Below are 13153 nucleotides of genomic sequence, written 5' to 3' on the forward strand. Positions count from 1 at the left end.
TCTTTCGCTTGAAAGCCGCTGCGCTCCACCTGCTTGCCCGCTTCGCGCGTGCGCGCCAGTCCTGCACGCGCGAAGCGGCTCATCTGCGGTTTCTCTTCAACCTTCGACGGAGCGGCCATGACATCACAGGCAGACAAGGCGCGCGCGTTTCGCGCGCTGCATGAGGCGAGCGATCCGTTCGTCATTCCCAATCCGTGGGACATCGGTTCCGCGCGCCTGCTTGAAGCACTCGGCTTCAAGGCGCTCGCGACGACGAGCGCGGGCTACGCGTTTTCGCGCGGCGTGCCGGATAACGCGGTGGGCCGCGAGCAAATGATCCGGCATCTCGCCGACCTTGCGCCGGCGACGGATCTGCCCGTCAGCGCGGACCTCGAAAACGGCTTCGGCGACGCGCCGGAAGATGCCGCCGAGACGATTCGCCAGGCGGTATCGGCGGGCGTCGTGGGCGGTTCAATCGAAGACGCGACGGGCCGCGCCGACGATCCCATTTACGCACACGTGCATGCCGTCGAGCGCGTGCGCGCTGCCGTCGAAGTGGCGCGCTCTTTGCCGTTTCCGTTCACGCTGACGGCGCGCGCGGAAAATTACCTCGTGGGCCGCCCCGATCTCGCGGATACGATTCGCCGCCTGCAAGCATTCCAGGAAGCGGGCGCCGATGTGCTCTACGCGCCTGGCCTGAAGACGCGCGAGGACATCGCCGCCGTGGTCAGCTCCGTCGACCGGCCCGTCAACGTGCTGATGGGCATGGCGGGCATGCCGTTTACCATCGAAGAGCTCGCGCAGATCGGCGTCAAGCGGATCAGCGTGGGCGGGGCGCTCGCGCGCGCGGCGCTGGGCGCGATGCTGCGCGCGGCGAAGGAAATGCTCGAGCGCGGCACGTTCACGTACACCAGCGAAGCGGCGACGATGAAGGAAATTACCGATCTGTTCGCTTCCGTGCGCAAGTCCGACCGAGCCGGATGACAGGACCGATGTCGGTGATCAATTAACTGCGAAAACGTAGGTTATTACCCACAGTGATAGGTTTGTTAGATCAGGTATGAGCGTCGCACATCGTTTCGTGCCGCGGCTTGCGGATGGGCGGCGGGGTTCGGCCCATCAACGGCCGTTCATGGCAACCGTTGAACCGTTGTCTGACGCTCGAGCGTCCCTTCTGCTTCCGAAACTGCCATTTGCCCGATACGGACGACGTATCGGAGACGAGCCGAGCGCCGTCTCATGCGCGGAATTCGCGCAGGCTCTCACCGTCTTTTGCTCGACCCGGCACGCCTGGCGTCATCTTGTATCCAGGCCTTTCTATCGCCTGCCGGGCGGCTCTTCACGTGATCGATGAATGCGCGGAGCTTCGGCAGGATCTGCCGGCGGCCTGGATAGTAGAGAAACACACCCGGTATCACCGGCGCGAACGGCTCCAGCACTTGCACGAGTTTCCCCGCTTTCAATGCCTCGGCGGCCATCGGCGCAGGTAGCTGGGCAAGGCCTATCCCCTCGATCGCGGCGCCGAGCATGGTGGGAAAGTCACTGGCGATGAGCGGGCCGGATACGGCGATCTCGATCGTGCTGCCGTTGTCGTTATCGTTGAATGACCATAGCGCGAGCGCGCCGCTGGATCGCCGCCATCGCAGGCATGCGTGCTGGCGCAGATCGTCCGTTTGGCTGGGCCTGCTGCGCCCTTCGAAGTAGGCTGGGCTGCCGACGACGATGAGATGGAACGGTGGCGTCAACGGCACCGCGATCATGTCGTCGGCGATGAACTGACCCAGCCGGATGCCGGCGTCAAATCCTTCCGCTGCAAGATCGATCAACTCCTTGCCGACAGCGATCTCCACCTCGACTTCGGGATAGGCCTTGCAAAAGGATGCGATCAGTGGCTCCAGCAGGATCGGCACCACCGCACGCGGCACGGAAAGACGCAACAATCCGGCGGGCCGCTGGCCGAGTCCGCGCGCAATCTCGCTTGCAGCGACAAGCTCCTCGAAGGCAGGCTTTGCGCGCGAGAGAAACCGTTCGCCTGCTTCCGTGAGGCCAACGCTACGCGTGGTGCGTATGAAGAGCGCTGCGCCAATGCGCGTTTCCAAAACACGCACCGCCTGACTGATGGCTGACGGCGTCACGCCAAGTTCCGCGGCTGCCCTGCGGAAACTCCGATGCTGGGCCACGCTCAGGAACGCCTCCACACCATCGAGCGCTCCCTGTCTGACTGTGAAGTTCTGCTTCATGGCCCATCAACATTGTGATGAATAGTCGTTCACGCAAGACGATGGTACATCTAACGTGCAAATCAGAGTGAGGAGCCTTGCAATGACTGATGCACTTGATGGTGTGCGCGATCACTATCGCGCGACTGGCCTGACCGGGCGGCTGAAGGCCGCGCTCGCGGTTCTTGGACCCGAGGACCAGCCGCTCACACCGCAGCAACTGGTCGCGCTCGACCAGTTTCACACCCGTGGGTTCGCTGCGACCGCCGAGCTTGCCAAACTGGCTGGCATCACCGCCGGCATGTCGGTGCTGGACGTCGGCTCGGGCGTTGGCGGCCCGGCCCGTCTGATCGCTGCAACCTGTGGCTGCCGCGTGACGGGTATCGATCTCAGCGAAGCGTTCGTGGATGCCGCACGCTATCTCACCCGGCGAACAGGGCAGAGCGAACAGGTGTCGTTCCATGCTGCCAGCGCGCTGGAACTTCCCTTCGACGGCAGCCATTTCGACGCCGTATTGCTGCAACACGTGGCGATGAACATATCCGGGCGCGCCCGCCTTTACCGGGAGATAGCGCGCGTGCTGAAGCCCGGCGGCACGTTTGCGACGTTCGACGTCGTCGCAAACGGTGGCGAACCGTACTATCCCGTTCCCTGGGCACGAACGCCGTCAACAAGCTTTCTGCTGACAGCCGATGCAACGCGCGAGGTGATCGAACAGGCGGGCTTTCGTACGCTGGTATGGCAGGACGACGCCGAGGCCGCCAAGGCCTGGTTCGCGCAACTGCGTGCGTCAGGGCCGCCGCCCTCGCCAAATCTCGGCGTGGTGATGGGGCCGGACTTCGCACAGCTTTCCGCGAACCTCGCGCGAAGTCTTATGGAAGGCCGACTCGGCATCTTCACCGGGGTATTCGAGGCCGCATCCGCGAAGACACAGGTTCAACCGGAGCGCCAATGATGAGCACCGCCCACGTTCCCGCTGGTATCGTTCCGCCGCGTCCCGCCTGGCGCATCATGCTCTGGATCGTCCCGCTGACAGCCTTGTGGATTGCGTTGATCTACTGGCAGCCGGTTATCCCGGACAGCGGCGTTCCGACCACGGCCCACCAGCTGATGGCTCATGCGTTTATCGCGGTCGGCCTGTGGCTCGGCCTCGAAAGCACGGACCTGACACCCGACCAACGCCGCGCGACCTGGCTTGCGATCATGGGCACGGACACGCTCTGGTTCGCGGTCGTCTGGAGCGCGGCGATCAATGGCGTCTTTCACCTCGACGCTTCACCGCGGTCCGTGCCGTGGCTGCCGTTGGCGATCTTCCTGCCGGTGATGATCGGCGCGCCGTTGTTACTGTTGTCGAAACGGGTGGGCCAGGTGCTCGACGTGATGCCGGCGAGCTGGCTCGTCGCTCTTCAGCTTTACCGGGTATTCGGCGGCTGGGCTCTTGCTGCATGGCTGCGTGGGGTGCTGCCCGGCGTGTTTGCGTTGCCGGCGGGAATTGGCGACGTGCTGACTGGCCTGTCCGCCGTGCTGGCGGCAATCGCCGTGGCGAGCGGTACAGCGCAAGGGCGGAGGGCGGCGATCGCCTGGAACCTCTTCGGCCTCGCCGATTTCGCAGTTGCACTTACCTTGGGGCTGATCACCTCGCCCGGCCGCTTCCAGTTGATCGTTCCGAATGTGCCGGGCATTGGCGCCGGCGCTTATCCGGATGTGCTGACCCCTGCTTTCGTGGTGCCAGGCTCGATCCTGCTGCACGCGCTGTCGCTGCGCCAGCTGATCCGGCGACGTGCCGGCTGATCTTCTTCCTTTCCGTCCATACGCCAGGCAACAGCTGACAGGAGGCAACATGTCACCTGAACTTCTCTTCCGGTTGCATCTCGTTCTGGGGTATGTCACCTGGCTGCCTTGCTTCGGTGTGTACGTCTGGCCCAGGCTCAAATCGATGGACTTGAAGCGCAACGCGCGATCGCTACCTTGCACAGCTTCCGTTTCTTCGGGCTGGCCTTCATCCCTGCCGGGCGTCGTCAGTCCCGATCTCCCGGCCAGCTTCGCGATGTTCGCCGCATATGGCGACTTCGCGACGGGAGTGGGCGCTGCCAGTTATCGCGTTAAATGGCGGTTCGTTCCGGGTGAAAAATGGGAATAGCGACGCGGCTCGCTCAAACTTCGCAGTTCACTGCGACTCGTGCAGCCTTCAGATGACATCGGTGGCAGCGTCACGACGGTAGACTCGGCACCTTTTCTCGACATCATTAATCCGCGGATTCGCGTTTTCGAACTGCGCAAGTGTGGCCATCACATCGCAACCGTGTCAGTCGCGCGCGCAACGGAACGCCGTGCACATCGTTGGCAAATATGTTCTGCTCGCGACGACACTGTAACCGCTGGCGCACAAACAATACCGACTGGGTGCAGATGACTCTGCCGTTGGTCATTTTCTGATGGGCGCTTCCGGGTCTATCGCCCGCGCGCGCCCCGTATTAAACAATAAATTTGAAGTCCTTATTACTGAGTCAAGAAATGCACGCGTGTAGGCTACTCACGGATTGATGACAATGGATGTTGAGCTTTAGATTGCATAGTCAAGTTATGCAGAAAGACCCTGCTGTTGAGAAACGAAAGGTTATCTTAACAACATGGTTTGCTTTCCGGTCATTTCGAAGATTTGGGGCTCGGATATGTTGCGCCAGGCGCGCGCTGGATTGAAAACCCGAGCCCACGCGCCTTTTGAACACCTTCCAAATAAGACACCGCTCGAAAGATTACGCGCCTCCGTTGCGACCGGTTGCCGCATACAAGCAGGTCCATAAACAATTTATAGTTGAGCTGTCTGAGTTGGCCCTTTCCTCGCATTCCATTCCCGATCGGCAAGTGCAATCCGACGGCCGTGTCCGACTTTGCACGGGTTGCGTCCCGACGTGCCGCTGTAGGTGATTCGGCGCTCCTGTGAGCTTCGTCAGTTCCTGGCTACACCATCAAAAAGAGGTAATTGTGAAATACATCAACCGCATCGCAGCGTCGGCAACGCTGGTGGTAGTCGCTTTCAGTCTCGCAACGTTCGCCCAGATTAAGTTCTTTCCGAATACCACTGACGACAACCCGGTCGCGCGTATTGTCCTAAACATCGAGTCCTGGACTAGTTAGTGAAAGAGAATCACCCGGAAAAGATCAATGGAGGATCTTGCACCGCGCTCATCAAGCGAACCAGCGGCGGTCGTCCGGACAAGGACGGTCTACATCGCTCAATGGCATGCCGTAGCTCGCTTTCTACCAGGCCACATTGGCAGCCCCGAAGCCGTGCCGGCAAGCGGCACGCGAACGTAATCGGCAGGAGATGACACCGGTATCGAGTTCCCGTTCGACCGGACTGAAGTTCTGCCCAATACCTCTGCCGCGCACAACCTCGTTGCTTTGCGGCGATCCGCCAGCCACTTTGAGACGGTTGATGACTCGGCTAAGGAACCACGCTACCCATGTTCGGAGTTCCGCAGTTCGATTCGAGCGGCCGCGGAGATGGCCGCCGCGAGCACCAGTTCAGCGAATGTTCTCCGGAGCGGACGCTGTAGCGATCAATGGCGTCTTTCCGGCAGGTTGGGTGAATGCGTACTCCCGCCCTTGAAGGGACGTTCGTCCATCGCTTCGATGGACCATTCAAGCGTCCGCTTCGTTCAAGCAGCCGACAAACATGCTCGAAGTTGCTGGATCCATTTCTCATGGGCGTCACTATGCCGAATGTGCAGAGATACGCGAGGCGTGGCGTCGTCGCGGTCAGGCAAGCAGGTATTCCCGCGCTAAACTGCGCGCGCGATGCAGGCGGCTTTTTGTCGCTGGGACCGATAAACAAAGTCGCGCGGCGATCTCGCCGATCGTGAGTTCTTCAAAGTCGCGGAGCAGGAGGACGTCGCGGTAGTCGGGTGGCAGCGACTGCAGTGCCTCGATGAGTTCACGGCGCAGCGAATCGGTGTCGTGCTGCGCCAGGCATCGATCGACATCCTCTTCGTTGTAAGGATCGAAGTTCAATGCCTTGCGACCGAGTCGCCTGCATTCGTGGCGTACCACGCTGAAGAGCCAGCCCGAGAATGCGGCGGCGGCGGGAACCGACTCGAACTTGGGTGCGACGATGAGCAGCACTTCCTGGACTGCATCGTCGACGTCCGAAATAAAGCAATTGCGCTGCGCATAGCGGCGTATGTCTGGCTGAAAGAGGCGCAGCAGGCGCTCGAGCGCGACGGGCTCACCTTAACCTGCTGCGTCGATTGCTGCCTGCTTTTGTTCGTCGACGGGCATATCACCGCTTCTGGTGTCTCGCGAGGCGCCGACCCACCATCGCACAGGCAGGGCAGAACCCGACCAGACCGGAAATGGTGATGCCTGCGGCTGCCAGCGCTCCGATAACTCCGGCGACTCCCTTGAGAAACACGATTGAAAGCGCCGCCCCGACAACACCTGGAATGATACGGAGAACGCGCTCCCAGCCTGGAACATTCTTGACGTAAAACTTGTTTTGCTTCCTTTATCAAGGTGAGAGACGACCTCTCCGGAAGCTAAGAGGCAGCGACAACGCAAATCGGTTCGCGACCCGATTTATTTTTGTTTGTCTTTTTAGCGGGTGTAATCGGCTCGTTGTGACACCGCAAGCGCGTTCGTAGACATGATATGGCCGTGCTGCTCGGGCCTCCTTTGCCGGGCGGCGCGATGAATGTGCTCAGGACGCCGTATGGCCGCTTACAAACGCGCATTGGCGATGGACGGTACTGCCACGCGTAGGCCGAGCCGGTGATCGGGCAGCGCGAAGGCCGGCGGGCATGAGGCCGGGCATGTTTCTGCAGAATGCGCGAGGGGCGAGGTGAGGGAAATCGCCAATGAGTTTTAGCCGGGTCATCTTTGTTCTGCCTCGCATCCGCGGCGTAGGCCCATGCGCGGATGGCAGCACAAACGCAAAAGACAACCAGCGCGGCAGACGAAAAGCTGCCGTTTACCCGAATTTGAGCCCCTTCTGCTCCATGGTTTCCCGCAACCTTAGCCCAGGGTACTTCTTCTCGACGATACGCAAATCGTTGCACATCTCTTCGATCAGCCAGTCGCGCACATTCGCGACGAAAGGCCGTAGCGGTTTGCTGGCTGGCGTCACCAGACAGCAGCGCCGGTTCATCACGATGATCTCTTCTTCGGCAGGCAGCAATGCCCCTTGCGCCAGCCAGTGCGACACTACATTGAGCCAGCCCAGCGCCATGCCCTGGCCAAGCAGGGCGGCCTGCACGACGATCGCATAGTCGCTGAAGCTCAGCATGCTGGCGACGTGCCGTGCGTGTCCGGCGAACGCGTCGAAGCGTTCGTGCCAGCCGCGCTGCTCGTCGTCCATTACGATGACTGTGTCGCCGTGTTGGCGGCCCGCGTCAGTCTGCGAAATCTCCTGGTAGCGCTGGTTGCATACGGGCAAGAGCGTTTCGGGCATCACCAGCACCGCGTTCTCGTCGATCTCCCCATCGTGCAGAAAGCGCATGCCGAGATCGACATCGTTGAGCGGACCGCCGATGCGCCCCGATATCAGCTGAAAGCGCAAGTCGATATTGGGAAAAGCCTGATTCAGGCGGCCCATGCGCGGCATCAGCCAGTGCGTGGTGAAGCCCGTCGATACCGACAGCATGACCGTCTCGACACCCGTCGCACGGGCCTCGATTTCCCTGATTGCGTTTTCGATCCCATTGAAGCCATCCGAGATCGCGCGGTACAGAATCCTGCCACTTTCGGTCAGCTCAATGCCACCGCGGACACGCTCGAACAGACGTACGCCGATATGGTCCTCCATGCGCGCCAGCATGCGGCTCACGGCGGGTTGGCTCACATATAGCTCCTGCGCCGCGCGCGTGAAGTTGCCGCAACGGGCGGCCGCTTCGAACACAAACAGCGCATTGGCGCTCGGGAGTTTCCTGCGAAGGTTTGGCATGACCTGATGTTATGCCCGATCCAACAATTTGGGAATTGCCGTCAAAAAGAACGGGACTTATATTTTTTCTCAGGCCACCCCTTTCCAGCGAGAGATACGCAATGGACGCACGAGCGAAAACGGGAGTATCGATCCGGTCGGCAACGAAGCGTTACGGTCCGGTGGTCGCGCTGGACGACGTGTCGCTCGATATCGCACCCGGTGAATTCGTGTCGCTGCTCGGGCCGTCCGGTTCGGGCAAGACGACGCTGCTCGGCATCCTGGGCGGCTTCGTTCAGCCGACCTCCGGCGCGGTCTGGGTCGGCGAGCGCGACGTTACGTTTGTGCCGCCGCACAAACGCAACATCGGCATCGTGTTCCAGAACTATGCGCTGTTTCCGCACATGACGGTCGGCGAGAACGTGGCCTTTCCGTTGCGCGCGCGCCGGGAGCCGAAGGCGAGCTGGCCGAAGAAAGTTGCCGATGCGCTCGCCATGGTGGAACTGAGCGGCTACGAGTCTCGCAACATCAGCCAGTTGTCGGGCGGCCAGCGTCAGCGCGTGGCGCTCGCGCGCGCGATGGTGTTCGAGCCGCAACTGATCCTGATGGACGAACCGCTCTCCGCGCTCGACAAGCAGCTGCGCGAAACCATGCAGATCGAGCTGCGCCGCCTGCATCGCAAACTCGGCGCGACCATTATCAATGTCACGCACGATCAACGCGAGGCGCTCACGATGAGCGACCGCGTCGCCGTATTGAAGGACGGCAGGCTCGTGCAGATCGACACGCCCGAGCGCCTCTATGACCGGCCCTGCGACGCGTTCGTCGCGAGCTTCATTGGCGAAGCGACGCTGCTCGACGTGAGCCGCGCCGGCGACGATGCCGTGCGTCTCGGCGATGCCGTGTTGCGCACCGCGCATCGGCTGCCACGCGGTGAAAAGCTGTTGCTCGCGGTGCAGACTGAAAAGCTCGTGATTGACGGCGGCGATGTGCACCCAGGCGCCAACCGTCTGTCGTGCCGTGTCACGGAAGTGCTGTACCAGGGTGAGAGCTTGCGCGTGTTCGCCTCGCTCGGCGACGGCACGGCCATCAGCCTGAGACAGCCCGGCAGCCACGAAGCGCGCCGGCGCATTCCATCGCCGGGCGCGCAGATGACCGTCGCGCTCGATCCTCAGGACACGATCGTCGTGTCCGCCTGATTTTTCTCGCCGCCTGTGCACGGGCATTCTGTCTTACGCGATTCACGCAAACTGCAAAGGGATGATGCAAATGAAGCTCACCGATTTCAAGGTTCTGACGTTCGATGTTGTCGGCACGCTAATCAACTTCGAGAAGGGCGTGCTCGCGTCCGTACGGCGTCTGGGCGGCACGAAAGGGAAAGACCTGACCGACGACGAGATCTTCGAGCCGTACATGCGCGGCCGCGCGACATATCCCGGCCGTTCGAGCCACGAGATGGCGAACGTGTATCTGTATCTCGCGAAAGAGCTTGGCTTGCCCGACGATGCGCAATCGGCCGCTGCATTCCAGCGCGACGTGCTCGACTGGCCCGCGTTCGAGGATTCCGTCACTGCGTTGAAGCGCCTGCGCAAGCACTATCGTCTCGTCGCGATGACGAATGCGGATCGCGTCGCGCTATCGGCGTATGCGCACACGCTCGACGATCCGTTCGACGACACCGTGTGTTGCGACGAAACGGGCGTCGCGAAACCCGATCCGCAGTTCTTCGCCTATAACCGCGGACGTCAGGCTGCGTTCGGCTACAAGTTCAACGAGATCCTGCATACTGCGCAGAGCCAGTATCACGACATCGGCATCGCGACGAAGCTGGGTTACGCGACCTGCTGGATCGAGCGTCGCCAGGGCATGAAGGGTTTCGGCGCAACGCCCGTTCCCGAAAACGTCACCCAGCCGACGTTCAGGTTCGCGACGCTCGCCGCGCTCGCGGATGCTGTCGAAGCCGAAGCGCGCGCCGCCTGATCATGCTCGCGCCCACGACACCGCACAGGCCGCAGCCGGATTCGCTCTGGCGGGCGATGGCTGCGCGTCCGCCCGTCATGCACGCGCCCGTCAGCACGGGCTCGCCGCTCGCGCGCGATCTGATCGTCGATGTGGCGATCATCGGCGCGGGGTACTCCGGGCTCGCGGCGGCGTACGCGTTACAAAAGCGCGGGACCGAGTGCGCGGTGTTCGACGCGAACCCCGTTGGCTGGGGCGCGAGCGGGCGCAATGGCGGCGTGGTGTCGTCCAAGTTCCGTCTATCGTTTCCGTCGATTGCCAGCGCGTACGATCTCGACACCGCGAAGCGCATGCATCGGCTCGCGCATGACGGCGTGCGCGCCGTCGAACAGTTCGTCGACGAGTTCAAGATTGGGCGCGCCAGCTTCGAACACACAGGCAGCCTTCGTTGCGCGCACACGGAGCGCGCGTTCGCGTCGATTCGCGCCGAAGCCGACTGGGTGCGCACGCAATTGGACGATACGTCGATGACGGTTCTCTCGCGCGAGGAGGTGACGCACGAGACGGGATCGAAGGGTTTTGTCGGTGGCGTGCTGAGCGCCGACGCGGGCACGATCCTGCCGCTCGAGTACGTGCGCGGCATTGCACGTGGCCTGACAGCGCGCGGCGTCCCTATCTACGAATCGACGCCGGTTCTCGACATGAAGCGCGTGCAGGAAGGGGTCATGCTTCGCGCGCCCGGCGGCACCGTGCGCGCGAAGCAGGTGATCGTCGCGACCAATGCCTACTCGAATCTCACTGACGCTACCTCTCCCTATCAACGCGAGCTCGTGCCGTTTCGCAGCGCGATGATAGCGACGGAAAAATTGTCGCCTGAGCTCGATGCGAAGCTGATGGTCAATCGTCGGAGCTACACCGAGACGCGCCGCATGATGAAGTGGTTTCGCAAGGTTGACGGGCGCATGCTGTTCGGCGGGCGCGATGCGTTCGGCAAGGAGGGACAGGCAACGGGCTTCGACGCGTTGCAGCGCGCGATGATCGCACTCTTTCCCGATCTCGCGGGCGTGGAGGTCGAGTACCGGTGGTCGGGCTACGTGGGGATGACCTTCAACGCGTTGCCGCATGTCGGGCGCAGCGATGATGTCACGACCTTCTGTCTCGGGTATAACGGAGCGGGCGTCGCGATGGCGAGCCTGATCGGCCAGCATGCGGCCGCGCTCGCGCTCGGCGAAAAGCCCGAGCTGGCTTTGCTGGGGCAGGAAGGCTTGCGGCCCGTGCCGCTTCATTCGCTGCGCGCGCCGGGCGTTCGACTCGTCGCTGCGTGGTATCAGTTTCTCGACGCCGTGGGTGCATGATGACGACAGTCAAACGGGTATTTCAGGAACAGACCGTAATGCAGGCCGCTACGATCGATCCGTCGGTTCGACATCAGCGGCGCGAAGACCGCGCAATGCTGCTGCTGATGGGGCCTGCGCTGCTCGTCGTCGTGGTGCTGCTCGTGTTGCCGCTCGCATGGCTTTCGTGGCAGTCGGTCTATCACGATGGGGCGTTCACGCTCGCCAACTATCGGCGCATCTTTACAGGCACCTATCTCGACACCTTCCTGCTGACGTTCAGGCTGAGCTTCATCGTGACAGGCATTACGCTGTTGCTCGGCTATCCCGTCGCGTATTTCGCGGCATCCGTCCCGCCGAAATGGAGCGCGCTGATACTCGGCATGGTGATCCTGCCGTTCTGGACCAGCGTGCTCGTGCGCACCTATGCGTGGCTCGTGCTGCTGCAACGCACGGGGCTCGTGAACAAGGCGCTGATGTCGATGGGACTGATCGACCGGCCCATGCAGCTTGCTTATAACCAGTTCGGCACGATCATCGCGATGGTGCATATCCTGCTGCCGTTCATGGTGCTGCCGCTTTACTCCGCGATGCAGAAGATTCCCGTCAACCTGTCGCAGGCGGGCGCGAGCCTCGGCGGTTCGCCGCTGCATGTGTTCTGGCGCGTGTTCCTGCCGTTGTCGATGAGCGGCGTCGTGGCGGGCGTGACGCTCGTGTTCGTGCTGTGTCTCGGCTTCTACATCACGCCTGAACTGATGGGCGGCGGCAAGTCGATCATGGTCTCGATGGTCGTGAGCCGCAACGTCGAGATCTACAACAGTTGGGGCGCGGCGAGCGCGGTGAGTGTGGTGCTGCTGATCTGCGTGTTCGCGATCTTCTATGCCGCGAGCCGCGTGATTCCACTCGAAAAGACCCTGGGCGCCAAATGAACAAGATCTCGTTCGGAAGGTTCACGCTCGGCGCGGGCGTGGTGCTGATCCTCGTGTTCCTGATGTTGCCCGTGGTGATCGTCGTGCCGCTATCGTTCTCCGATACGCGTTTCATGACGTTCCCGCCGCCTGCGTATTCGCTGCGCTGGTATCACTCGTTCTTCGACAATCCCGCATGGATCGAAGCGGCGCGCGTCACGTTGACGGCCTCCGTATGCGCCGCGCTGATCGCGACGCCGCTCGGCATCGCCGCTGCGTATGGGATTCAGCACGGCTCGCACTGGTCGATGAAGTATCTGCGCACGCTGCTGATGCTGCCTTTGATGGTCCCCATCATCATCGTCGCGGTGGGCGTGTTCTTCGTGTTCACGCAAGCGGGATACGTGAACACGCTGGGCGGGCTGATCGTCGCCGATACGATGCTGGGGCTGCCGTATGTGCTGATCTCGGTCGGCGCGGACTTGCGAACCTTCGACCGCACGCAGGAGATGGTCGCGCGCAGTCTCGGCATGAACCGTTTTCGCAGCTTCATGGCGGTGACGCTGCCGCAGATCAAGGCGAGCGTCATCTCCGGTGCGGTGTTCGTGTTCATTCAGGCGCTGGATGAAACAGTGGTTGCGCTGTTCATTTCGGGCGGCTCGAACCAGACGCTGACGCGGCGCATGTTCGTCACGCTGCGCGACGAGATCGATCCGACCATTGCCGCGATCAGCACGATGCTGACGGCGCTGACATTGTGTCTCGTGATGATCGTCGTCGTGAGCCGTCGCTCGTCGACCGTCGCGCGGGCCTGATTTCTTTCTGGGAAACGGG

The 13153-nt window shown here is 62.0% G+C and carries 13 protein-coding genes and 1 pseudogene; 10 read left to right on the forward strand and 4 right to left on the reverse strand.

Going from position 1 to position 13153, the window contains the following annotated elements; genetic code table 11:
- Nucleotides 1–117: 117 nt before the first annotated feature.
- Nucleotides 118–963, forward strand: a complete 846-nt coding sequence (locus tag BMW76_RS10600) for an isocitrate lyase/PEP mutase family protein (RefSeq protein WP_090865084.1) — start codon at nt 118–120, stop codon at nt 961–963.
- A 278-nt stretch (nt 964–1241) separates the two neighbouring features.
- On the opposite strand, the gene BMW76_RS10605 is transcribed toward BMW76_RS10600, so the two are convergent.
- A complete protein-coding gene (locus tag BMW76_RS10605) occupies nt 1242–2219 on the reverse strand; it encodes a LysR family transcriptional regulator (RefSeq protein WP_090865085.1) in 978 nt (325 codons plus the stop codon).
- 82 nt (nt 2220–2301) lie between these two features.
- Between BMW76_RS10605 and BMW76_RS10610 the strand changes: the two genes are divergently transcribed.
- The 4 genes from BMW76_RS10610 to BMW76_RS42770 are packed head-to-tail and all read left to right on the forward strand — an operon-like array spanning nt 2302 to nt 4611.
- Nucleotides 2302–3153 carry a class I SAM-dependent methyltransferase gene (locus BMW76_RS10610; RefSeq protein ID WP_090865086.1) on the forward strand — a complete coding sequence of 284 codons (852 nt, stop codon included), beginning with the start codon at nt 2302–2304 and terminating at the stop codon, nt 3151–3153.
- Entirely contained in the window at nt 3150–3989 is an 840-nt protein-coding gene (locus tag BMW76_RS10615) for an MFS transporter (RefSeq protein ID WP_245763169.1), read from the forward strand. The genes BMW76_RS10610 and BMW76_RS10615 overlap by 4 nt, the downstream gene beginning before the upstream one ends.
- A gap of 49 nt (nt 3990–4038) precedes the next feature.
- The gene (locus BMW76_RS10620) at nt 4039–4338 is read left to right on the forward strand and encodes a hypothetical protein (RefSeq protein WP_245763170.1); all 300 of its coding nucleotides are present in this window, start codon (nt 4039–4041) and stop codon (nt 4336–4338) included.
- Between the two features lie 39 nt (nt 4339–4377).
- Complete coding sequence (locus tag BMW76_RS42770; RefSeq protein ID WP_177200352.1) at nt 4378–4611, forward strand: helix-turn-helix domain-containing protein; 234 nt, start codon at nt 4378–4380, stop codon at nt 4609–4611.
- A gap of 1349 nt (nt 4612–5960) precedes the next feature.
- Here the strand turns inward: BMW76_RS42770 and BMW76_RS10635 are convergent.
- The 3 genes and pseudogenes from BMW76_RS10635 to BMW76_RS10645 form a co-directional block, all read right to left on the reverse strand.
- A complete protein-coding gene (locus tag BMW76_RS10635) occupies nt 5961–6407 on the reverse strand; it encodes an RNA polymerase sigma factor (protein WP_245763176.1) in 447 nt (148 codons plus the stop codon).
- Nucleotides 6408–6480: 73 nt separating this feature from the next.
- Nucleotides 6481–6669, reverse strand: a pseudogene (locus tag BMW76_RS10640) (YgaP family membrane protein); the annotation flags it as partial.
- 498 nt (nt 6670–7167) lie between these two features.
- Nucleotides 7168–8139 carry a LysR family transcriptional regulator gene (locus BMW76_RS10645; protein WP_090865090.1) on the reverse strand — a complete coding sequence of 324 codons (972 nt, stop codon included), beginning with the start codon at nt 8137–8139 and terminating at the stop codon, nt 7168–7170.
- Between the two features lie 101 nt (nt 8140–8240).
- Between BMW76_RS10645 and BMW76_RS10650 the strand changes: the two genes are divergently transcribed.
- The 5 genes from BMW76_RS10650 (at nt 8241) to BMW76_RS10670 (ending at nt 13134) form a co-directional block, all read left to right on the forward strand.
- On the forward strand, nt 8241–9317 hold the full coding sequence (locus tag BMW76_RS10650; RefSeq protein ID WP_090865091.1) for an ABC transporter ATP-binding protein: 1077 nt from the start codon (nt 8241–8243) through the stop codon (nt 9315–9317).
- 70 nt (nt 9318–9387) lie between these two features.
- On the forward strand, nt 9388–10098 hold the full coding sequence (locus tag BMW76_RS10655; RefSeq protein WP_090865230.1) for an HAD-IA family hydrolase: 711 nt from the start codon (nt 9388–9390) through the stop codon (nt 10096–10098).
- Nucleotides 10099–10100: 2 nt separating this feature from the next.
- Nucleotides 10101–11432: an NAD(P)/FAD-dependent oxidoreductase gene (locus tag BMW76_RS10660; RefSeq protein ID WP_090865092.1), complete on the forward strand. Its 1332-nt coding sequence runs from the start codon at nt 10101–10103 to the stop codon at nt 11430–11432.
- A 38-nt stretch (nt 11433–11470) separates the two neighbouring features.
- A complete protein-coding gene (locus BMW76_RS10665; RefSeq protein WP_407668931.1) occupies nt 11471–12340 on the forward strand; it encodes an ABC transporter permease in 870 nt (289 codons plus the stop codon).
- Nucleotides 12337–13134, forward strand: a complete 798-nt coding sequence (locus BMW76_RS10670; protein ID WP_090865094.1) for an ABC transporter permease — start codon at nt 12337–12339, stop codon at nt 13132–13134. Before BMW76_RS10665 ends, BMW76_RS10670 begins: the two co-directional genes overlap by 4 nt.
- Nucleotides 13135–13153 lie beyond the last annotated feature (19 nt).

The sequence above is a fragment of the Paraburkholderia diazotrophica genome (assembly GCF_900108945.1).
Lineage (GTDB): Bacteria > Pseudomonadota > Gammaproteobacteria > Burkholderiales > Burkholderiaceae > Paraburkholderia > Paraburkholderia diazotrophica.

Bases quoted from the DNA above. Each gene is read 5' to 3' on its own strand.
- BMW76_RS10600 (WP_090865084.1), top strand. From the start codon at position 118: ATGACATCACAGGCAGACAAGGCGCGCGCGTTTCGCGCGCTGCATGAG.
- BMW76_RS10650 (WP_090865091.1), top strand. From the start codon at position 8,241: ATGGACGCACGAGCGAAAACGGGAGTATCGATCCGGTCGGCAACGAAG.
- BMW76_RS10605 (WP_090865085.1), bottom strand. From the start codon at position 2,219: ATGAAGCAGAACTTCACAGTCAGACAGGGAGCGCTCGATGGTGTGGAG.
- BMW76_RS10615 (WP_245763169.1), top strand. From the start codon at position 3,150: ATGATGAGCACCGCCCACGTTCCCGCTGGTATCGTTCCGCCGCGTCCC.
- BMW76_RS10655 (WP_090865230.1), top strand. From the start codon at position 9,388: ATGAAGCTCACCGATTTCAAGGTTCTGACGTTCGATGTTGTCGGCACG.
- BMW76_RS10645 (WP_090865090.1), bottom strand. From the start codon at position 8,139: ATGCCAAACCTTCGCAGGAAACTCCCGAGCGCCAATGCGCTGTTTGTG.
- BMW76_RS10620 (WP_245763170.1), top strand. From the start codon at position 4,039: ATGTCACCTGAACTTCTCTTCCGGTTGCATCTCGTTCTGGGGTATGTC.
- BMW76_RS10670 (WP_090865094.1), top strand. From the start codon at position 12,337: ATGAACAAGATCTCGTTCGGAAGGTTCACGCTCGGCGCGGGCGTGGTG.
- BMW76_RS10660 (WP_090865092.1), top strand. From the start codon at position 10,101: ATGCTCGCGCCCACGACACCGCACAGGCCGCAGCCGGATTCGCTCTGG.
- BMW76_RS10665 (WP_407668931.1), top strand. From the start codon at position 11,471: ATGCAGGCCGCTACGATCGATCCGTCGGTTCGACATCAGCGGCGCGAA.
- BMW76_RS10610 (WP_090865086.1), top strand. From the start codon at position 2,302: ATGACTGATGCACTTGATGGTGTGCGCGATCACTATCGCGCGACTGGC.